Here is a 21,673-nt window from a genome sequence, read left to right as displayed (position 1 = left end):
GAAACTGTCGAGAAACGGAGCGAGGAAGCTGGAGGTTATGGCCCCGGCGACAGGGCCGGCAAAGGCGCGCATCCTGGCCGTGGATGACGACGAGCGCAATCTGCTGGCGATCGGCGAGGTTCTGGCCCCTGTCGGCGAAGTCGTCTGCGTGCAGTCGGGCGAAGAGGCGCTGCGCGCTCTGCTGAAAGAGGATTTCGCCGTCATCCTGCTGGATGTGCTGATGCCTCGGCTGGACGGCTACGAGACCGCTGGATTGATTCGCCAGCGCGAGCAATCCAGGCGAACGCCGATAATCTTTCTCACCGCCATCAACAAGGAAGACGCCCACATGCTGCGCGGCTATGACGCCGGCGCGGTGGATTACGTGTTCAAGCCCTTCGACCCGGCCATGCTGCGTTCCAAGGTAGCCGTGTTCGTCGAACTTCATGAGAAGACGCTCGAAATCCAGCAAAAGGCGGCTGCCGAGCAACGGCTGCTGGCCCAGGCACTGCAGGCGCAGCAGGAAAAACTCGAGGCCGAGCGGGCGCTGCGTAGCGCCCAGGAGCGGCAGCATGCCATTTTGAGCTCTCTTCCGGTCTGCTTCCACGCAAGGGCGGCGGAGCCGCCGTTCGGCGCCAGCTTTGTCACCGAAGGGGTCGAACGCTTGACCGGCTTTCCTGCCGAACGGCTGACCTCCGATCCAGGCTTCGGCCTAAGCCGGGTTCATCCCGACGATCTGCCGAGAGTGAGGCAAGCCCTGCTCGCAGCCAAGGCCATCGGCTCCTACACCTGCGAATTCCGCTGGCAATGCGCCGACGGCAATTACCGGATTTTCCTCGACCAGGGCGTCCTGTCGAACGGTTCCGATGGCCAGAGGCCCGAGATCCTCGGCACATTGCTGGACGTTACCGAGCGGCGCGAGCTTGAGAACCAGCTGCTGCAATCGCAGCGCCTCGACGCGATTGGCAAGCTTACCGGCGGCCTGGCGCATGATTTCAACAATCTGCTTGCCGCAATTCTCAGCGGATTGGGATTGCTCGAGCGCCACGCCGAGTTCGATGGACAGGCCAGGCAAGTTCTGGAACTGACGCGCCGGTCGGCAAAACAAGGCGCCGAGCTCGTCAACCGCATGCTTGCGTTCTCGCGCCGCCAGACACTGAGGCCGCAGGCCGTGCGCCTCGCTGCGCTTGGCGGCACCATGAACGGGTTGGTGGCCCCGGTTCTGGGCGGCCTGATCCGTTTCGATTGGCTTGTCGACGACACGGTGTGGCCGGCGCATGTCGATGCCGGCCAGCTGGAGCTGGCGCTGATGAACCTGGTTTTCAACGCGCGCGATGCCATGCCGTCCGGCGGCACGATAATCGTGGAGGCGCAAAATCGAACGCTAGGCAGTGCAGCCGAGGATATTTCGGCGGGCGACTATGTCGTGGTCACCGTCAAGGATACGGGGTCGGGCATACCGGCCGACATTCTCGCCAAGGTCGTTGAACCGTTCTTCACCACAAAACCGGTCGGCAAGGGCACTGGCCTCGGTCTGAGCACGGTGCATGGCTTCGTCAAGCAATCGGGCGGCACGCTCCGCATTGAGAGCACCGTCGGCAGTGGAACATCCGTCCAGCTCTGGCTGCCGCGTTCAATCGAGCGCCCGGTGGAAATCGCCGACAAGTCCGATGCCGACAACACCGTCGTGAATGCCGGCGAGGACTATCCGTCGGTCCTGCTGATTGACGACAGCAATGTACTGCGGGAACTGACGGCGCAATCGCTTCGCCAACATGGCTTTGCGGTTACCTGCGCCGGGGGCGGTGCGGAAGCGCTGGCGATGATCGAGCGGGCGCCGTACGATTTCGATGTCATCGTCACCGATTTTGCCATGCCGCTCGTCTCGGGGCTCGAGGTCATCCGGTTCGCCCGCAATCTGCGGTCCGATTGGCCGGCGGTGATGATAACCGGATATGCCGACGCCGACGCGATCGCCGACCGGCCCCCCGACGTGCCGCTGCTCGGCAAACCGCTGCGCGAAAAGGACCTGATGGAGAGCATTCTTGCAGCGGCTGCGCGCGCCGGATCGCCGAGGGCCAAGCAGGCCAGCCGGTGAAAGGCGGACCATTGGAACCTGATCCATGGGTTGCCGTTGGGTAGGTCTCTGGCTGCGCTAGGATCGGAGGAGAGACTGATGGCGACAGCGGACTGGCCTCTTCCTGAACGCTTCACCTTTCAAGGGAACTCGATCGCCTGGGGCGCGATGGGCGAGGGCTCACCCGCGGTATTGCTGCATGGCACGCCTTTCTCATCGTCGGCATGGCGTAGAATTGCGCCTTTGCTCGGCCAACAGAGGCGAATCTATTGCTTTGACATGCTCGGCTATGGTCGATCTGATAAACCCGATAGCGACGTGTCTCGTGGCATTCAGAACGAGCTTTTCGCGGCCCTTTACGATCATTGGGGCCTGCGTGCCCCCGATGTCGTCGCGCATGATTTCGGCGGCTCAACAGCGTTACGCGGTCATTTGCTCAATGGGCTCGACTATCGGTCGCTGGTGCTGATCGATCCGGTCGCAATCAGCCCGCAAGGCTCACCACTTGTTCAGGCCGCCAAGAAACACGAGGCGGTCTTTTCCGGCCTTCCGCACTACATTCATGAAGCAATCCTGCGCGCCTACATCGGCGCCGCCGTAGCGAATGCGCTGCGCGAGGACGAGATGGCGCTCTACCTCGCGCCGTGGCTGGGAGCCGAAGGTCAAAAAGCTTTCTGGCGCCAGATCGCTCAGATGGATGACAAATACTCGCAAGAGGTCGAGTGGCGCTACGGCGAGATTCGTTGCCCCGTTGCCATCCTGTGGGGCGAGGACGACCAGTGGATTCCCATCGATGACGGTCGCGAGCTCGCGCGCCGCATTTCGAGTGCTTCCTTCCATGTCGTGCCGAACGCGAAGCATCTTATGCAGGAGGACGCGCCGGAAGCGATCGTGGCGACAGTGCTTGGCTTCTGGCGAGACCTGGAGGAGCGGGCAAATGTCCGCAAAAAACCGGCTTCGGCCGCTCGATCTCCATCGCGTCAATGAAGGCTTTGGGCGATCGGTTTGATCCGGTTGCCGATGCCAAGGACAGGAATCCACCCCTTAGCGGCAGTCTCGAATCGAAACGGTACGTTTCGTATCTTTGACCCTAGCAGCATCCAGCCTGTGCGCAACACGGAGCGCCGGCCATGGCGCGCTCGACGGGCTGTGATGCGGTTGATAAGCCCTCTCCCCAAGGAGAGTCGGACATGACCGTTGCGATCGAGATGGGCCAGACGAGCGCGGGCGCCCCGGCGGCGCTGGATCTTGAGGAACTGCTGGCGACGCGGCTTCTGGTGCAGGGCAATTCGGGTTCCGGCAAATCCCATCTGCTGCGCCGGCTCTTGGAGCAGAGTGCGCCCTGGGTACAGCAGACCATCATCGATCCCGAAGGCGACTTCGTCACGCTTGGCGACCGTTTCGGCCATCTGGTGATCGATGCCGAGGAGCATACCGAGCGCGGCCTGCAGAGCGCCGGCGAGCGGGCGCGCATCCACCGCGTCTCCACGGTGCTCAATCTCGAAGGGCTCGACGCCGAGAACCAGATGCGGCGCGCCGCCGCCTTTCTCGGCGGGCTGTTCGAGGTCGCCCGCGACCACTGGTATCCGATGCTGGTGGTGGTAGACGAGGCGCAGCTGTTCGCGCCGGCGGTTGCCGGCGAGGTTTCCGACGAGGCGCGCAAACTCTCGCTCGGCGCCATGACCAATTTGATGTGCCGTGGCCGCAAGCGCGGGCTGGCCGGCATCATCGCCACCCAGCGGCTGGCCAAGCTCGCCAAGAACGTCGCCGCCGAGGCTTCCAATTTCCTCATGGGCCGGACTTTTCTGGACATCGACATGGCGCGCGCCGCCGATCTTCTCGGCATGGAGCGGCGCCAGGCGGAGGCTTTTCGCGACCTCGAGCGCGGGCAGTTCATGGCGCTCGGCCCGGCGCTGTCGCGCCGTCCGCTCGGTCTGCGCATCGGCCCGACCGATACGAGTCCGCGCAACGCGACCCCGCGCCTGATGCCGCTGCCGGAATCGGCGCTGGAGGATGCCCGCGCGATCATCCTGGCGGCCCCGCCGCCGGAAACCGTCCGGCCGCAGCGCCGCTCCTCGCCGGACCTGCTCGATCAGCTGATGGCGGCGAAATCGGCGGCGCTGGAAATCCGCCCCGAACCGGTGGAGCCGCCGATCAGCGCCGAGGATCTGGCGGAGCGGCGCGAGCGCGTCGACCGGGTGCTGCGCGCCGTGCTGGCGCAGCCCGATGCCGGCTTCCGCGTCATCGGCGTGCTCTATCAGGAGTTCATCGTCCGCTGCCGCATAGAAGGCCTCGCCTCGGTCGTGCCGGACCTGCCGGAGTTCCGCCGCATGCTGACGCGCGCCCGCGCCGGGCTCGGCTCCGACATGATAGGCGACGATGCCTGGCAGGACGTCTCGGCGCGCGCCTCGCTGCTGCCCGAGGACATGCAAGGCGTCTTCATGATGATCGCCCGCGCGGCGAAGGAAGGCTGGCCCTGCCCGAGCGACGCCGCGATCGCCCGCGCCTACGGCTCGCACTCGCTACGCCGCGCACGGCGCCTGCTGACCTATATCGAGGAGCAGAGGCTGATCGTGTGTCAGCTTGACGGGGGGGACNGCCTACGGCTCGCACTCGCTACGCCGCGCACGGCGCCTGCTGACCTATATCGAGGAGCAGAGGCTGATCGTGTGTCAGCTTGACGGGGGCGGACGGCGGACGGTGACGCTCGTGGAGCTGGCCTGGGCGACGGCGCCGGGCGATCCGAATGCGGTGGAGGCGGAGCAGCGGAGTGCGGTGGGGTGAGGCGGCGGCCGAGCGCGGTCTTCATCATACGACGACGATTGGCGCGACGCAGATCCGCTATTGTAAGTTGTTCGACGCTACAGCACTCCCTCTTGCCGACGGCGCTTTACATATCTTCTAAATTACCAGCGGGTCGGTTTGCCAATGAAGAGATCAGCCGCGATCAACTGACGAAGACAAGAAATACGGCAGGACTGTAGCGCAAATATCCGCCGAACCTACGCTACCTCCGCCGATTACCCCTTCGGTTCATTCTGTTGACATCTCCTGCTTCTGGAGAGATGGTAAGATACTACGCGGCGGCCCTTTTTCCGAAGATTTTATTCTGCAGCTTTATCAAAGGATTTTGGCAATGCGTTTGTCTCGATCGCGCCGACTTATGGCCATCGCTTTGACGGCAATCGCAGCCGTCACGCTTCCCTCTTATGGACATGCCGAGGACAAGCTGCTGACGGAAGCGGTGCAGTTCAACGGTACGATCCTGTATCTCTCCACCAAGGTGCCTGGCCTGATCTTCGGCGCCGTGCGCAACGGCGAGACGGCCTTGGCCGGTTTCGGCAAGATTGCCGACGGGAGTGAAAAAGTGCCCGACGGCGACACAATGTTCCGCATCGCGTCCGTGAGCAAAGTGTTCTGCGGCGGTGTGCTTTCCTCGCTGGCGATCGACGGCAAGGTACAACTCACCGACCGGCTGCAGGATCGCCTTGGCTGGGACGTCACGCTCCCGGAGAAGGACGGCCGCGCCCTCCGCCTGATCGATCTCGTCGCGCAAGCTTCCGGCCTTCCGCGGGAGGTGCCAGTGGCCGAGGCGCCCCCCTCAGACCCTTTCTCTACGAACACCAAAGAGGCGCAGATTGCCGCCCTCAAGGACAATCCGCTGCTGTTCGCGCCGGGCACCGCCGTTCTCTATTCGAACTTCGGATACGACCTCCTCGGAGCGGCGCTCGCTAATGTCTCTGGAAAGCCTTATGCCGAGGTCCTTCGAGAGCGTGTCCTCGATACCCTCGGCATGAAAGACACGGTTTTCAACCCAAGACCGGAGGACGAGCCGCGCCTGATGCAGGGCCATAACTTCGACGGCAGCCCCATGCCAATCGTGCCGACGAGCACAGCCATGGAGTGCGCCGGTGGATTGTACTCGACCGCGGCCGACCTGCTGCGCTGGATGAACTGGCATGTCGACAACAAGCCTTCCGCGGCCGACGCCGAGTTGCGCCTTTTGAACCACGCGGCTTTTTTGTACCGGGACGGGCTCGCGTCGGTGATGGGGCTGGATGACGGCGGGCCGATGGACGCCATGGGTCTCGGATGGGTCATCATGCTCCCTAACGAGCATCGCCCGCTCATCCTCCAGAAGAGCGGCGGCCTGCAAGGGATGTTTCTCTATGTTGCGATTGCACCGACACGCGGCGTCGGCGCTTTCTTCGTCATGAACGAATTCAATGCCGCCGGCTTCATGGCTGGGGTCAAGACGACGAACGATCTCGTCGCAGAGATCGCTCCACGCTGATTTTCGCGCTGATCGGGAGGACGTGCGCGATGATTGGCGCTATGGAGGGACCTGACGGACGGTATATTTCCCGGCAAGGCAAGCGCGACATCGGCTATTTCCGGCCGACCGCTTAGCCTCCTGAGGATGACCTTTGCCGGCTTCATCGCTGCTCACGGCCTGCTCATGCTGCGGCCAAGGTTCTGCCTCTCTCGCCTCTTCGGCATCCCGCTTTCGTAGCCGACCGCGAATGCCGCGCTGCTCGCAGTCCCGACACCATCAGCCGCCTCTTGGCGCAACCCGATGCCGGCTTCCGCGTCATCGGCGTGCTCTATCAGGAGTTCGTGGTCCGCTGCCGCATCGAGGGCCTCGCCGCGGTCGTGCCGGACCTGCCGGAGTTTCGCCGCATGCTGACCCGCGCCCGCGCCGGGCTCGGCTCCGACATGGCAGGCAACGACGCCTGGCAGGATGTCTCGGCGCGCGCCTCGCTGCTGCCCGAGGACATGCAAGGCGTGTTCATGATGATCGCCCGCGCCGCCAAGGAGGGCTGGCCCTGCCCAAGCGATGCCGCGATCGCCCGTGCCTACGGCTCGCACTCGCTACGCCGCGCACGGCGCCTGCTGACCTATATCGAGGAGCAGAGGCTGATCGTGTGTCAGCTTGACGGGGGGGACGGCGGACGGTGACCCTGGTGGAACTGGCCTGGGCGACGGCGCCGGGCGATCCGAATGCCGAGGAGGCGGAGCAGGGGAGCTTGGCGGGGTGAAGCGGCGGGGCAGGCGCACTGAGAAAGCGCCGCTGGATCAGGCCGGGGTGAAGTCTGCTTTGCGCCGCATTAACGTCATTCTCCATTCGAAGCGCTCAGGCCGGAAGCTGCCGTGCGTAAGGACGCCCAGTCATTGCCCGCCGCGGATAAGTTTGCAGCTGGACAATAATGGCCAGCCGGGCGATCCCGGTATTTAGCGTTGCTTCGGCGGGTCAATACTGAGCCTGCGCTTGCGCGCCATCCCTCTCGACAAGACCAACGGCTGGACGGGATCGAGCGCAGGCGGGTTCAGTTGGTGCTGGTTGTGGGGGTGAACCCGCACTGCTTCTGTTCCATATCGATCTGCTTCGTGATGCGGACGGCGTTCTGTGCGTAGGCCTCCGTCACGGAACCACTATTCACGGTCTTGTCCTTCAGCGGACTCACGCCTGCGCACAGGTGGAAAACATGCGGCTCGGTGGACTTCGCGGCTCCGTTTTCGGGCGCGATCCAGTAGACGACATCCTGACCGGCGGGGTGGCTCGCGTCCCGCGTCGCCGCCGCCACCGCGGCGGTGTCCGTCGCGATCGCCTGCGCCTGAGCGGCGACATCGGGCGAACAGGCGGTGGTGGGCTGCCCCGACTTGATCTGGGCTGCGCATGCGTTCATATCCTGGGTGTACTGTTCGACCGACGGGGGTTTGAAACTGATCCCCATGACCGTCGCGAGCACGGCCAGCGCAGCGCCGAGGCCGCCGGCAACCTTCTTGGTTTGCGGATCCATGTTTTTGTCGGTGAGGATCAGGAAAACCAGCGGAAGGAAGGCAATCAGCGTGATGATTGCGCCGAGCTGGTTTTGGAAGAAGAACCTGGCCGCGTCGGATGCACGGGCCGGATCGTGCCTGTTGGCCGCCTTCCACAGCAAGTTGCCGGCGATTGCAAAAATCGCGATGCCGACCAGAAGGCCGATGATCAGCGGCAGGTGTCCCTGGTCGAACTTGTTCTGGCGAAGCAGAATAACCCCGTAGATCTCGCCGCCAATGGCGACGATCCACGAGAGTGCGGCGAAAAGGCGAAGACGCGTGGCGGAGGACTTCTGGCCCTGCGTCGCTTGCCAATCCTTGGTAACGTCTGGCTTGTTGTCGGTCATCGACCAGATCCCCTGATATCGACACTTCTGCGGGCGGCAACCCGCCCTGCGTAGCGTCATTGAACGATCGTCACCTGCCTTAGCGACGCGGCGAAAATGTGAACGCCACGGCAGGCCTCCACATCCATATTGCGCATGAGTGAATCCGTCCATACCCACGGAGGCAGACGCCTATGCGGCGATGGCTCCGTTCTTCTTAATCTCTGGCTCGAACTTGACGCTGCCTTCCCTCGCTTGCCTCGCTTCCCTGGCGATCCGCCTCGTTGTCGCCGACGGCATAGAGAAGGCGGTCAAAGCCGGTGCGGCTCAAGGTGAAGGCTGGTGCCGGCGCCCGCGGCATCAAGTTGGTCGCTGCGGCCGTTGCATCTAATGCCTCAGGCGGCGCCTGGACGCCAGCTTCGTTTCCATAAATCTCGCCATGCCGCATTGCACAATCGCCTCGCCTGCGCAAAATGCGGCATGATCCGCAAATCCCTCACTGTTCTGGTGATCGATGAAAACCACATCCGCGCTTCGATCATCGAAGCGGGATTGCGGGAGGCCGGGCATCAGCAGGTCACGGTCATCCATGATGTCGCCGGCATAGCGCGGCGGATCGCCGAGATCGAACCCGACGTCATCGTCATCGACCTCGAAAATCCCAACCGCGACATGCTCGAAAACATGTTCCAGCTTTCGCGCGTGGTGAAGCGGCCGATCGCCATGTTCGTCGACCGCTCGGACCAGGCTTCGATCGAAGCCGCGGTGGAAGCCGGGGTGTCGGCCTATGTCGTCGACGGCCTGCGTCAGGAGCGGGTCAAGCCGATCCTCGATATGGCGATCAGCCGCTTCAACGCGTTTTCGCGCATGGCGCGCGAACTGGAAGAAGCCCGCAGCGAATTGGAAAGCCGCAAGGTGATCGATCGCGCCAAGGGCATATTGATGAAGTCGCGCGGCCTGTCGGAGGACGCGGCCTATACGCTGCTGCGCAAGACCGCCATGAACCAGAACCGCAAGATCGCCGAAATCGCCCAGAGCCTGGTGACGGCGGCAGGCCTTCTGGATCCCGAGGAGAGTTGACGATGGCGGCCGAGCACCGGATCAATGCTGGCTTCATGCCGCTCTTCGACAGCGCTGTCCTTGTCGCGGCGAAGGAAATCGGCTTCGCGCTACGCGAAGGCATCGACCTGACGCTCAACCGGGAAACGTCGTGGGCCAACATCCGTGACCGCATCGCCATCGGCCATTTCGATCTCGCGCATATGCTGGGGCCGATGCCGATCGCCTGCAATCTGGGGCTGACGCCGCTCGCCTCCGACACGGTCGTGCCGTTCTCGCTCGGCCTCGGCGGCAATTGCGTGACGGTTTCGAACGCCGTCTGGGCCGGCATGGCCGCGCACGGCGCCCGACCCGACCTCGATCCGGCGCGGGCCGGCAAGGCATTGGGAGCGCTGATTCGTGAACGGGCGAATGCCGGTGGCGATCCGCTTCGCTTCGCCGTCGTCCATCCGCATTCCGGGCACAATTACGAACTGCGCTACTGGCTCGCCGCCTGCGGTATCGACCCATCGCGTGAAATCGAAATCGTCATCGTGCCGCCCCCCTTCATGGCGGACGCGCTCGCTGCCGGCAGGATCGACGGCTACTGCGTCGGCGAACCCTGGAACAGCGCCTCCGTCGTCGCCGGCACCGGCCACATCGCCACGGTCAAGGCGGCCATCTGGAAGACCAGCCCGGAGAAAGTCGTCGGCGTGCGCAAGGCATGGGCGGAAAAACAGCCGGACGCGCTCTCAGCCTTGCTGCGCGCGCTTCATCACGCGGCGCGCTGGTGCCAGGATCCGGCAAACCGCGGCGAACTTGCGGCCCTGATGGCGCAGCCGGCCTTCCTCGGGCTTGAGCCGGCGCTGCAGATGCCGATCCTCAGCGGACATCTTGCGCTCGGCGGCGGCGCCGAACTGAGCGTCGGCGATTTCTTTCTGCCTTTCGACAAGGCGGCAAACTTCCCGTGGAAGAGCCATGCGCTGTGGTTCTACACGCAGATGGTGCGCTGGGGGCATGTCGCGCACACGCCGGAAAACCTCGCTATTGCCCGCGACTGCTACCGCCCCGATCTCTACCGCTCGGCATTGAAGCGGCTTGGCGTGGCGCTTCCCGGTGCCAATGCCAAGGTCGAGGGCGCGCTGAAGGCCGCGACTCCGGTCGGTTCGGCGGGGGCAAGCCTGGTGCTCGGTCCCGACGGTTTCTTCGATGGCCAAATCTTCGATCCCGACGAGATCGACGCCTACATTGCCGGCCAGAAATTGGCGCGCGCCGAAGCCTGATCATTTCCGCGGCATTCTTGTGCACTGCACAAAAAATGTGCGTGCAACTGCGCTAATGAACAATGTTTGGCTTGCTCGCCCGGCGGGCCGGCGCGCCGACGATTTGGCATGCCCTTGATATCATTGATGTTTGTCGTCCATTCCGAAACTGGCACGGTTCCTGCTTTGTAATAGGCAGACTCTTGTCGGGTCACGGAATACGCGTCCAATGGCGGGCGCTACAGGCAAAGCTGCCGCTCAGGTCAACACGCGATCCCGGATGGACGGACGCGCGCGGCCTGGCCGGCGGCTTTTTGTTTTGGTCGAACACGCAATCGACGGCGCCGATCCCAAGCCGCGCCCAACCGGAGATGACGATGACGAAACGCACCAATAGCCATTCCGCCCAAACGGCGATCAGCCGCCGGGATTTCCTGAGGATCAGCGCGGCCACCGCGGCAACGCTGGCCGCGGCGCGTTCGCTGCTGCCCTCCGGCGCCTATGCGGCGACCACCGTACCGGAAGTCACGGGCGCCAAGCTCGGCTTCATCGCATTGACTGATGCGGCGCCGCTGATGATTGCCAAGGAGAAAGGCCTGTTCGAGAAATTCGGCATGCCCGATGTCGAGGTGCTCAAGCAGGCTTCGTGGGGGGCAACGCGCGACAATCTGGTGCTCGGCGGCGAAGCCAACGGCATTGACGGCGCCCATATCCTGACGCCGATGCCCTATCTGATGCACACCGGCAAGGTGACGCAGAACAAGCAGCCGCTGCCGATGGCGATCGTGGCCAGGCTCAACTACGACTGCCAGGGCATTTCCGTCGCCCAGGAATATGCCGCCACCGGCGTCGGCCTCGATGCCTCAAAGCTGAAGGAAGCCTTCGCCGCCAAGAAGGCCGCGGGCAAGGAGGTCAAGGCCGCCATGACCTTCCCGGGCGGAACGCACGACCTCTGGCTGCGCTACTGGCTGGCTGCCGGCGGCATCGATCCCGACAAGGATGTCTCGACCATCGTCGTGCCGCCGCCGCAGATGGTCGCCAACATGAAGGTCGGCAACATGGACGTGTTCTGCGTCGGCGAGCCATGGAACGAGCAGCTCGTCCATCAGGGCGTCGGCTTCACCGCCGCCACCACCGGCGAACTGTGGAAGGGCCATCCGGAAAAGGCGCTCGGCCTGCGCGCCGCCTTCATCGACAAATATCCGAACGCCACCAAGGCGATCCTGATGGCCGTCATGGAGGCCCAGCAATGGTGCGAGGCAAAAGAAAACAAGGACGAGATGGCCGCCATCATCGGCAAGCGGCAGTGGATGAACGTGCCGACCGCCGACATCATCGGCCGCCTCAAGGGCGACATCAACTACGGCAATGGCCGCGTCGCCAACGGCACCGATCTCTACATGAAGTTCTGGCAGGGCGGCGTGTCCTATCCCTTCAAGAGCCACGACAGCTGGTTCCTCGCCGAGAACATCCGCTGGGGCAAGTTCGCGCCGACCACCGACATCAAAGCACTGGTCGGCCAGGTCAACCGTGAGGATCTGTGGCGCGAGGCGGCCAAGGATCTTGGTGTCGCCGCGGCCGATATTCCGGCGTCTTCGTCGCGCGGCACCGAAACCTTCTTCGACGGCAAGATCTTCGATCCGGAGAATCCGTCGGCCTATCTCGACAGCCTGAAGATCAAGGCGTCGGCCTGAGCCCGACATAGATGCGCGACAGTGCGTTGGCAACGCCGCCCGTTGTGCATGTGCTGCCAAGGAGTTTTCGAGAAATGTCTATCCAAGCCATCGAGGACAGCAAGGTGAAGCCGTTCCCCGCGCCGGCCAAGCCCGCCGAGGTCATCGCTTTCACCGCCAGGGCGCGGCGCCGCTTCGACCCGGCCGCGATCGCCGGCAAGCTGGCCAGCACGCTGGTGCCGCCGGTCATTGTCATCACCATCATGCTCGTCGTCTGGCAGGTCGCCTGTTCGTCGCCCACAGCCAGCCTGCCACCGCCAAGCCAGGTGTGGAACGAGGCCTATGACCTGATCGCCCATCCGTTCTTCGACAACGGCCCGCAGGATATCGGGCTCGCCTGGCGGGTGCTGATCTCGCTGCAGCGCGTCGCCGTCGGCTTCGGCCTTGCGGCGATCGTCGGCGTTGCGCTCGGCGCGCTTGTCGGTCAGTCGATCTGGGCGATGCGCGGCCTCGATCCGGTGTTCCAGATCCTGCGCACGGTGCCGCCGCTCGCCTGGCTGCCGCTGTCGCTGGCGGCGTTCCGCGATTCCAGCCCGTCGGCGATCTTCGTCATCTTCATCACCTCGATCTGGCCCATCATCATCAACACCGCGGTCGGCGTCCGCAACATCCCTGAGGACTACCGCAACGTCGCCCGCATCCTCAGGCTCAACCAGTTCGAATTCTTCGTGAAGATCATGGTGCCGGCAGCTGCACCTTACATTTTCACCGGCCTGCGCATCGGCATCGGTCTGTCCTGGCTCGCCATCGTCGCCGCCGAAATGCTGACCGGCGGCGTCGGCATCGGCTTCTTCATCTGGGACGCGTGGAACTCATCGCGGCTGCCCGACATCATCGTCGCGCTCGCCTATATCGGCGTCACCGGCTTCTGCCTCGACCGCCTGGTCGCGGCGGTCGGCGTCTTCGTCACCCGCGGCACAACGGCAAAGTGAGGAGAGGGACGATGACGGCCTATCTGAAACTCGACCACATCGACAAATCCTTCGCCCGCGGCAGCCAGGTCAGCGACGTGCTGAAGGACATCCGGCTGACCATCGACAAAGGTGAATTCGTCTCGATCATCGGCCATTCAGGCTGCGGCAAGTCGACCTTGCTCAACCTGATCGCCGGCCTGACCAAGGTCTCGGCCGGCGCCGTGCTGCTCGAGGACAAGGAAGTCGACAGCCCTGGCCCGGAACGCGCCGTGGTGTTCCAGAATCACTCGCTGCTGCCCTGGCTCACCGTCTACGAGAACATCAATTTGGCAGTCACGAAGGTCTTTGGCCGGAGCAAGAGCCGGGCCCAGCGGCATGAATGGATCATGCGCAATCTCGATCTCGTGCAGATGGCGCATGCCAAGGACAAACGTCCGGCCGAGATTTCGGGTGGCATGAAGCAGCGCGTCGGCATCGCCCGGGCGCTGGCCATGGAGCCGAAGATCCTGCTGCTCGACGAGCCCTTCGGCGCGCTCGACGCGCTGACGCGCGCCCATCTTCAGGACGCGGTGATGGATATCCATTCGAGGCTCGGCTCGACGACCGTCATGATCACCCACGATGTCGACGAGGCGGTGCTGTTGTCCGATCGCATCGTCATGATGACCAACGGCCCGGCGGCCACCATCGGCGAGGTGCTTCCCGTGCCGCTGGCCCGGCCGCGTCGGCGGATCGAGCTTTCCTCTGACCGCACCTTCCTGCGCTGCCGCGAGGCGGTGCTGAAATTCCTCTACGAACGCCACCGCTTCGTCGAAGCCGCGGAGTAAGGCAATAACCGGAAAACTCGTCATCATCATTGGCAATCTGCATCGGCAATGGGCAATCTGCCGCATTGCACAAATATTATGCTGCTGTGCAAGGCATTCTGACTAATCTTTGATCCGCTGCCGAGCTTGGTCAAGAGTCGCGCGGCTGCAGTTCACATTGATTTCATTCGATAATTCAGAGCGCTGTCGACTTGGCACGCTTCCTGCTTTTCAAAATGTAGGTCCGCAAGGGCCAAGTGACACGGCGTCCAATGGCGGGCGCTACAGGCAAAGCTGCCGCTCAGGTCCACACGCGCTCCCGGAACTCCGGACGCGAAGACCTGGCCGGCGGCTTTTTTGTTTTGATGCAATCGACGGCGCTGGTCCCAAGCGGCGCCCAACCGGAGACGACGATGACGAAACGGATCGGAACTGGCGCGTCCCTCGCGGACTTCACGCGCGCCGCGATTTTCTCGCCGTCAGCGCGCTGCGGGCGATGCCGCGCCGCTGACAGTCGCGAACGAACAGCACAAGGGCGGTGCTTCCCACGCCGCTAACCGGAGCCAGAAAATGACCGTAAATCTCCCAGCCGCGCCCAGCCAGGACAGTGCTCCCCGGCAGGCGCTTGTCATGTCCACCATCGCCTTCACCGTCTGCTTCGCGGTGTGGACGATCTTTTCAATCATCGGCGTGCGCATAAAGCAGGAGCTGGGGCTGAACGAGACGGAGTTCGGCCTGCTCGTCGGCACGCCGATCCTCACCGGCTCGCTCGTGCGTATGGTGCTCGGTGTCTGGACCGACCGTTTTGGCGGACGGCTGGTATACACCGCGACCATGCTTGCGGCGGCGGTCGCGACCTTTCTGCTCGCTTTTGCGCACACCTACGGGCAGATGCTGGTCGCTGCGCTGGGCGTCGGGCTCGCTGGCGGTTCCTTCGCCGTCGGTGTCGCCTATGTCTCGCGCTTCTTNGCTGGTCGCTGCGCTGGGCGTCGGGCTCGCTGGCGGTTCCTTCGCCGTCGGTGTCGCCTATGTCTCGCGCTTCTTCCCGGCCGGCAAGCAGGGCACGGCGCTTGGCATTTTCGGTGTCGGCAATGTCGGCGCCGCGGTCACCAAGTTCCTGGCACCGTTCGTGCTTCTCTCCTGGGGCTGGCAGTCGGTCGCGCTGATCTGGGCGGCAGCACTCGTCGTCATGGCCGCCGTCTTCTGGTTCACGACCGGCGACGATCCGGTCATCCGCGAGCGCCGCGCCGGCAAGGCCGCGCCCTCGAGAAGCTTCTGGCAGGAATTCGCGCCGCTCAAGAACCTGCAGGTCTGGCGCTTCGCCTTCTATTATTTCTTCGCCTTCGGTGCATTCGTGGCGCTCTCGCTATGGCTGCCCCGCTACCTGATCGGCGTCTACGGCTTCGGGCTTGCGACCGCCGGTATGATCGGCGCGGCCTATTCAATTCCGGCAAGTATTTTCCGCGCCTATGGCGGCGTGCTTTCCGACCGGATCGGCGCCCGCACCGTGCTCTACTGGACCTTCGCTGTCAGTGCCGCCGCGACTCTCGTTCTGTCTCTCCCCTCGGCAGACTACGTCGTGCGCGGTGTCAGCGGGCCGATCGCCTTCCATTTCGAGGTCGGCCCGCTCGCCTTCATAGCCGTTGCCTGTGTGCTCGGCTTCTTCATGAGCCTTGGCAAGGCTGCCGTCTACAAGCACATCCCGGCTTACTATCCGCAGAGTGTCGGCGCGGTCGGCGGCGTTGTCGGCATGATTGGCGGGCTCGGCGGCTTTATCCTGCCAATCGTCTTCGGCGCGCTCAACGACCTCACCGGCGTCTGGTCGAGCTGCTTCATGCTGCTCTTCGTCATCGTCGCCACCTGCTTTGCCTGGATGCATTTTTCCATCCGGCGGATGGAGCGCACGGCGTCTGACGAAGCTTCAGGCCTTTCCTACGCGGCTGAGTGAGACCGGAGTGGATCAGGACATGACCGAGAAACTCGTTATCATTGGCAACGGCATGGCCCCCGGGCGCATGCTGGAGCACCTCCTGGAAAAGGCGCCTGGGCGCTACCAGGTCACCATCTTCAACGCCGAGCCGCGCGTGAACTACGACCGCATCATGCTGTCGCCGGTTCTGTCGGGCGAAAAGGCCTATGAAGAGATCATCATCCATGGCGACGGCTGGTACATCAAGCACGGCATCACCCTCTACAAGGGCCACAAGATCGTCGCCATCGACCGGCAGGCAAAGACCGTCACCTCCGATCATGGCGTGACCGAGCCCTATGACAAACTCGTCATCGCCACCGGCTCGGTGCCGTTTATCATTCCGGTGCCGGGCCATGACCTGCCGGGCGTGCTCACGTATCGCGATCTGGACGACGTCCGGGCCATGATGCTTGCCGCCCAGTCGCGGGCCAAGGCTGTGGTCATTGGCGGCGGCCTGCTCGGGCTCGAGGCAGCAGCGGGCTTAAATGCGCAAGGCATGGACGTCACCGTGCTGCATGTCATGCCGACGCTGATGGAGCGTCAGCTCGATCCGGCCGCCGGATATCTCCTGCAGCGCGCCGTCGAGCAGCGCGGCATCAAGGTCATCACCAAGGCCAACACCCAGGCGATCACCGGCAACGGCAAGGTCGAGCGGGTGGAGCTTGCCGACGGCACTGTCATTCCCGCAACGCTCGTCGTCATGGCCGTGGGCATCAGGCCGAACGCGGTCCTGGCGAAGGAAGCCGGCATTGCCGTCAATCGCGGCATTGTCGTCGACGCCGGCATGCGCAGCAACGATCCCGACATCTATGCAATCGGCGAATGCGCCGAGGTCAACGGCCAGGTCTACGGGCTGGTCGCGCCGCTCTACGAGATGGCGCGCGTCGCCGCCAGCCATCTGGCCGGCAATGAGGCAGCGGCTTTCGTCCACATGGACACGCCGACCAAGCTCAAGGTCACCGGCATCGAACTGTTCTCGCTCGGCGACTTCGCCGAGGGCGATGACCGCCAGGAGATCGTGCTGCGCGATGCGGCGGCCGGCGTCTACAAGCGCCTGGTGCTCAAGGACGACCGCATCATCGGCACAGTGCTCTACGGCGAGACGGCCGACGGCGCCTGGTTCAACGACCTCAAGAAGAAGCAGACCGATATATCCGAGATGCGCGATACGCTCATCTTCGGCCAGTCCTACCAGGGAGGCGCCCCCCTGGACCCTATGGCGGCCGTTGCAGCCTTGCCGGATGATGCGGAAATCTGCGGTTGCAACGGCGTATGCAAGGGAAAGATCACCGGCGCGATCACGGCCAAGGGCCTGACCTCGCTCGACGACGTGCGCGCGCACACCAAGGCGTCTGCCTCCTGCGGCTCGTGCACCGGACTGGTCGAGAAGTTGATGGTGCTGACCATCGGCGACAAATACAACCCCGCGGCGGTCCAGCCGATGTGCAGTTGCACCGCGCTTGGTCATGACGAGGTCCGCCGGCTGATCAAGGCCAAGGGCCTGAAGACCATTCCCGCCGTCATGCAGGAGTTGGAATGGAAGACCTCCTGCGGCTGCGCCAAATGCCGGCCGGCGCTAAACTATTATCTCGTCTGCGACTGGCCCGACGAATACGCCGACGACTACCAGTCGCGCTTCATTAACGAGCGCGTTCACGCCAACATCCAGAAGGACGGCACCTATTCGGTGGTGCCGCGCATGTGGGGCGGCGTCACCAACGCCGCCGAATTGCGCGCCATCGCCGACGTCGTCGACAAGTTCGAGATCCCGATGGTCAAGGTCACCGGCGGCCAGCGCATCGACATGCTCGGCATCCGCAAGGAAGACCTGCCGGCGGTGTGGGCCGATCTCGGCCAGGCTGGCTTCGTCTCCGGCCACGCCTATGCCAAGGGGCTGCGCACCGTAAAGACCTGCGTCGGTTCCGACTGGTGCCGCTTCGGCACGCAGGATTCGACCGGTTTGGGCATCCGTATCGAAAAATTCATGTGGGGCTCCTGGACCCCTGCCAAGGTCAAGATGGCGGTATCGGGCTGTCCGCGAAACTGTGCCGAGGCGACCTGCAAGGATGTCGGCGTGATCTGCGTCGATAGCGGCTACGAGATCCATTTCGCCGGCGCCGCCGGGCTCGACATCAAGGGCACCGAAGTGCTCGGCCTGGTCAAGACCGAGGACGAGGCGCTGGAGCATATCGTGGCGTTGACGCAGATGTATCGCGAGCAGGGCCGCTATCTCGAGCGTATCTACAAATGGGCCAAGCGCGTCGGCATCGCCGAGATCAAGCGCCAGATCATGGACGATGGCGAGAAGCGCAAGGCCTATTTCGCGCGCTTCGTCTTCTCGCAGAAATTCGCCCAGGTCGACCCGTGGTCGGAACGTGCTTCCGGCAAGGACAAGCATGAATTCCGGCCGATGGCTTCGGTCGGCTTTGCGCAGGCGGCGGAGTAGGCGCGTGTTCCCGAAAAGTGGAATGCGGTTTCCGGACAAGAACACGCGCAAAAGAGGAATAGCCACATGAATTGGGTATCCATCGGCACGCTCTCGGACATTCCGCGTCGCGGTGCGCGCTGCGTCGCCGCACCCGAAGGAAAGATCGCCGTCTTTCGCACGGCCGACGATCAAGTCTTCGCCATCGACGACCATTGCCCGCACAAGGGTGGGCCACTCAGCCAGGGCATCGTCCATGGCACGGCGGTGACCTGTCCTTTGCACAATTGGGTGATCTCGCTCGAGACAGGCAAGGCGCTCGGCGCCGACGAGGGCGTGGTGCGCACCATTCCGGTGCGGATCGACGGCGAGCGGCTGTTCATTGCGCTGGAAGCGCTGGCCAGCCGCGCGGCGTGAACCATGCAGATTGATGAAGCGCGCGAGGTGAGGACCACCTGCCCCTACTGCGGGGTGGGTTGCGGCGTGCTGGCGAAGGTCGCCGCGGACGGTGAAATAACCGTTCGTGGCGACCCGGACCACCCGGCGAATTTCGGCCGCCTCTGCTCCAAAGGCTCCGCACTGGCCGAGACCATCGATCTCGACGGCAGGCTGCTTCATCCGGAAATCCACGGTCGCCGTACCGACTGGGACCAAGCGCTCAATCTAGTCGCTTCGACCTTCTCGCAAACCATTGCCGAACACGGCCCCGATTCGGTCGCCTTTTATGTTTCCGGCCAGTTGCTGACCGAGGACTACTACGTCGCCAACAAGCTGATGAAGGGGTTTGTCGGCTCGGCCAATATCGACACCAATTCGCGCCTGTGCATGGCCTCGTCGGTCGCCGGCCACCGCCGCGCCTTTGGCTCGGACACGGTTCCGGGAAATTACGAGGATCTGGAACTTGCCGACCTGATCGTGCTCGTCGGCTCCAATCTCGCCTGGTGCCATCCGGTGCTCTATCAGCGCATTGCCGCTGCCCGGGAAAAGCGGCCCGAGATGAAGGTGGTGCTGATCGACCCACGCCGCACCATGACATCGGATATCGCTGACATGCATCTGGCGATCGCGCCCGATGGCGACGTCGCTTTGTTCACAGGGCTGCTCGCCTATCTCGGCCAGCATAACGCGCTGGACCGTACCTATATCACGGCGCACACGACCGGATTCGGGCAAGCGCTTTTCGCTGCCTCGGCGCTCGACCTTGCCGGCATCGCGGCTGCCACGGGTCTCAGTGAGGACGAACTGTCCCGCTTCTACAGCCTGTTTGCCGCGACGGCGAAGACGGTGACCGTCTACAGCCAGGGCGTAAACCAGTCGTCTTCGGGCACCGACAAGGTCAACGCCATCATCAACTGCCATCTCGCCACCGGCCGCATCGGCAAGCCCGGCGCCGGGCCGTTTTCGGTGACCGGCCAGCCCAATGCTATGGGCGGCCGCGAGGTCGGCGGCATGGCCAACATGCTGGCCGCCCACATGGAGATCGAAAACCCCGAGCACCGCAACCGCGTGCAGCGCTTCTGGAACGCGCCGACCGTCGTCGAAAAGCCCGGCCTGAAAGCGGTCGAGATGTTCCAAGCGGTGGCCGACGGACGCATCAAGGCGCTGTGGATCATGGCGACCAATCCGGTCGATTCGATGCCGGACGCCGATACCATCGAGGCGGCGATCAAGACTTGCCCGTTTGTCGTTGTCTCGGACGTGCTGGGCGAGACCGACACGGTCCGCCATGCTCAGGTCCGGCTGCCGGCGGCGGCATGGGGCGAGAAGGACGGCACCGTCACCAATTCGGAGCGCCGCATCTCGCGCCAGCGGGCTTTTTTGGCCACGCCCGGCGAGGCAAGGCCAGATTGGTGGATCATCGCTGAAGTCGCCAGGCGGATGGGGTTTGCCGAAGCTTTTTCGCATGTGTCGGCGGCCGACATCTTCGCCGAGCATGCGGCGTTGTCGGGTTTCGAGAATGACGGCGCGCGCGATTTTGATATAGGCGCGTATGGCGCGATTGATTCAGGGACCTTTGAGAAATTGGCGCCATTCCAATGGCCAGCGCCGAGCCAAGGCACCCCCCTCTGGCCTGCCGGCCATCTCCCCCTCAAGGGGGGAGATTGGATGTCGCCACCGGTTTCGCCAATCGTTACCATTGCTGAAAAGGCGGTGCCGGCAAAACTGCCAATCTCCCCCCCTGAGGGGGAGATGGCCGGCAGGCCAGAGGGGGGTGCGTGGCGCCAGCCGGAGGACAAAAGCACCCGCTTCTTTGCCAACGGCAATTTCTACACACCCGACGGCAAGGCACGCTTTATTGCCATCCGCCCAACCGCCCAAACCCGCACCAGCCTGGACTACCCGTTGGTGCTCAACACCGGGCGCGTGCGCGACCACTGGCACACCATGACGCGAACCGGCAAGAGCCCGCGCCTGTCGCAGCACATGGCCGAGCCTTTCGTCGAAATTCACCCGGCTGATGCGCAGCACTACGGCATCGGCGATGCCGATATTGTGCGCGTCTCGACAGCTTATGGCGAGGTCGTGGTCCGCGCGCTGGTGACAGGGCGCCAACGCCAAGGCTCTGTGTTCGTGCCGATGCACTGGACCGATCAGTTTTCCGCGCGCGCGCGCGTCGATGCCCTGGTCGCGCCGACGACTGATGCGATTTCAGGCCAGCCGGCTTCAAAGAACGTTGCCGCCCGAATCGAGCGGTTCGCCGCCACGGCCTTCGGCTTCGCGGTGCTTGCGGAACGGCCCGCATCCATCGACGCCGATTATTGGAGCCTCGCCCGCTGCCCCGCCGGCTGGCGCCTTGAAATTGCGCTGCAGGACAGCCGCGACTGGACCGGGTTTGCCGCCGCGCTGTTCGGCCCGGAAGGCGAGGCGCTCGCCTATCACGACATCGCCGGCGGGCACCATCGCTTCGCCCGTTTCGCGGGCGGTCGGCTGGTCGGCGCGCTCTATCTTGCGCCTACCCCGGTAGCGGTGTCGCGCGGCTGGGCGGCCGAACAACTGGGTGCCGACCATGCCGATCGGCAGGCGCGGCTGGCGATCGTCGCCGGCAGGCCTGGCGGCAAGAGCGTCGACCGCGGCGCCATCGTCTGCGCCTGTTTCGGGGTCGGTGCCAACCAGATCGCGGAAGCGGTGCGCGGCGGCTGCACCAGCGTCGCGGCAATCGGCGCCGCCCTTCACGCCGGCACCAATTGCGGCTCCTGCCGCGCCGAGATCAAGACCATTATCGACGGGCGGCGTCTGCAAGCTGCAGAGTGAATGCGCCGAGGAACCCTGCCGCGCCGCTGCATGATGCTTACTAGCAATTTACAAACCATAGGCTACCAC

The 21,673-nt window shown here is 64.0% G+C and carries 13 protein-coding genes and 3 pseudogenes; 14 read left to right on the top strand and 2 right to left on the bottom strand.

Going from position 1 to position 21,673, the window contains the following annotated elements; translation table 11 throughout:
- Positions 1-37: 37 nt before the first annotated feature.
- From X760_RS48725 to X760_RS48705, 5 genes and pseudogenes are all read left to right on the top strand, one after another.
- Complete coding sequence (locus X760_RS48725; RefSeq protein ID WP_245278536.1) at positions 38-2,077, top strand: response regulator; 2,040 nt, start codon at positions 38-40, stop codon at positions 2,075-2,077.
- A gap of 78 nt (positions 2,078-2,155) precedes the next feature.
- Positions 2,156-3,043: an alpha/beta hydrolase gene (locus X760_RS48720; protein ID WP_023718013.1), complete on the top strand. Its 888-nt coding sequence runs from the start codon at positions 2,156-2,158 to the stop codon at positions 3,041-3,043.
- A gap of 203 nt (positions 3,044-3,246) precedes the next feature.
- Positions 3,247-4,840: pseudogene (locus X760_RS48715) on the top strand (ATP-binding protein).
- Between the two features lie 379 nt (positions 4,841-5,219).
- Complete coding sequence (ampH, locus tag X760_RS48710; protein WP_245278535.1) at positions 5,220-6,350, top strand: D-alanyl-D-alanine-carboxypeptidase/endopeptidase AmpH; 1,131 nt, start codon at positions 5,220-5,222, stop codon at positions 6,348-6,350.
- 266 nt (positions 6,351-6,616) lie between these two features.
- Positions 6,617-7,095, top strand: a pseudogene (locus X760_RS48705) (ATP-binding protein); the annotation flags it as partial.
- A 288-nt stretch (positions 7,096-7,383) separates the two neighbouring features.
- Here the strand turns inward: X760_RS48705 and X760_RS48700 are convergent.
- Entirely contained in the window at positions 7,384-8,223 is an 840-nt protein-coding gene (locus tag X760_RS48700; RefSeq protein WP_023718009.1) for a hypothetical protein, read from the bottom strand.
- Between the two features lie 459 nt (positions 8,224-8,682).
- Between X760_RS48700 and X760_RS48690 the strand changes: the two genes are divergently transcribed.
- The 5 genes from X760_RS48690 to X760_RS48665 all read left to right on the top strand — a co-directional run bounded on the left by X760_RS48690 (position 8,683) and on the right by X760_RS48665 (position 13,976).
- Entirely contained in the window at positions 8,683-9,282 is a 600-nt protein-coding gene (locus tag X760_RS48690) for an ANTAR domain-containing response regulator (RefSeq protein ID WP_023676288.1), read from the top strand.
- A gap of 2 nt (positions 9,283-9,284) precedes the next feature.
- On the top strand, positions 9,285-10,523 hold the full coding sequence (locus X760_RS48685) for a CmpA/NrtA family ABC transporter substrate-binding protein (protein WP_031193676.1): 1,239 nt from the start codon (positions 9,285-9,287) through the stop codon (positions 10,521-10,523).
- 356 nt (positions 10,524-10,879) lie between these two features.
- Entirely contained in the window at positions 10,880-12,196 is a 1,317-nt protein-coding gene (locus X760_RS48675; RefSeq protein WP_023718005.1) for a CmpA/NrtA family ABC transporter substrate-binding protein, read from the top strand.
- A gap of 74 nt (positions 12,197-12,270) precedes the next feature.
- Positions 12,271-13,167 carry a nitrate ABC transporter permease gene (ntrB, locus tag X760_RS48670; RefSeq protein ID WP_023718004.1) on the top strand — a complete coding sequence of 299 codons (897 nt, stop codon included), beginning with the start codon at positions 12,271-12,273 and terminating at the stop codon, positions 13,165-13,167.
- 11 nt (positions 13,168-13,178) lie between these two features.
- Positions 13,179-13,976 (top strand): ABC transporter ATP-binding protein, encoded by a 798-nt coding sequence (locus X760_RS48665; protein ID WP_023718003.1) that lies wholly within the window; start codon positions 13,179-13,181, stop codon positions 13,974-13,976.
- Positions 13,977-14,434: 458 nt separating this feature from the next.
- On the opposite strand, the gene X760_RS77845 is transcribed toward X760_RS48665, so the two are convergent.
- Positions 14,435-14,641, bottom strand: a complete 207-nt coding sequence (locus X760_RS77845; RefSeq protein ID WP_245278541.1) for a hypothetical protein — start codon at positions 14,639-14,641, stop codon at positions 14,435-14,437.
- On the opposite strand from X760_RS77845, the pseudogene X760_RS48660 reads away from it, so the two are divergent.
- From X760_RS48660 to X760_RS48645, 4 genes and pseudogenes are all read left to right on the top strand, one after another.
- Positions 14,586-15,903, top strand: a pseudogene (locus X760_RS48660) (MFS transporter). The gene X760_RS77845 and the pseudogene X760_RS48660 overlap by 56 nt on opposite strands.
- Positions 15,904-15,922: 19 nt before the next feature.
- Positions 15,923-18,373, top strand: a complete 2,451-nt coding sequence (gene nirB, locus X760_RS48655) for a nitrite reductase large subunit NirB (RefSeq protein WP_023718002.1) — start codon at positions 15,923-15,925, stop codon at positions 18,371-18,373.
- A 66-nt stretch (positions 18,374-18,439) separates the two neighbouring features.
- Complete coding sequence (gene nirD, locus X760_RS48650; RefSeq protein ID WP_023718001.1) at positions 18,440-18,769, top strand: nitrite reductase small subunit NirD; 330 nt, start codon at positions 18,440-18,442, stop codon at positions 18,767-18,769.
- A gap of 3 nt (positions 18,770-18,772) precedes the next feature.
- A complete protein-coding gene (locus X760_RS48645; RefSeq protein WP_023718000.1) occupies positions 18,773-21,604 on the top strand; it encodes a nitrate reductase in 2,832 nt (943 codons plus the stop codon).
- Positions 21,605-21,673 lie beyond the last annotated feature (69 nt).

The sequence above is a fragment of the Mesorhizobium sp. LSHC420B00 genome, from assembly GCF_000503055.1.
Classification (GTDB): domain Bacteria; phylum Pseudomonadota; class Alphaproteobacteria; order Rhizobiales; family Rhizobiaceae; genus Mesorhizobium.
Note: the sequence above shows the minus strand (reverse complement) of the source record. Positions and strands in the feature narration are given on the sequence as shown.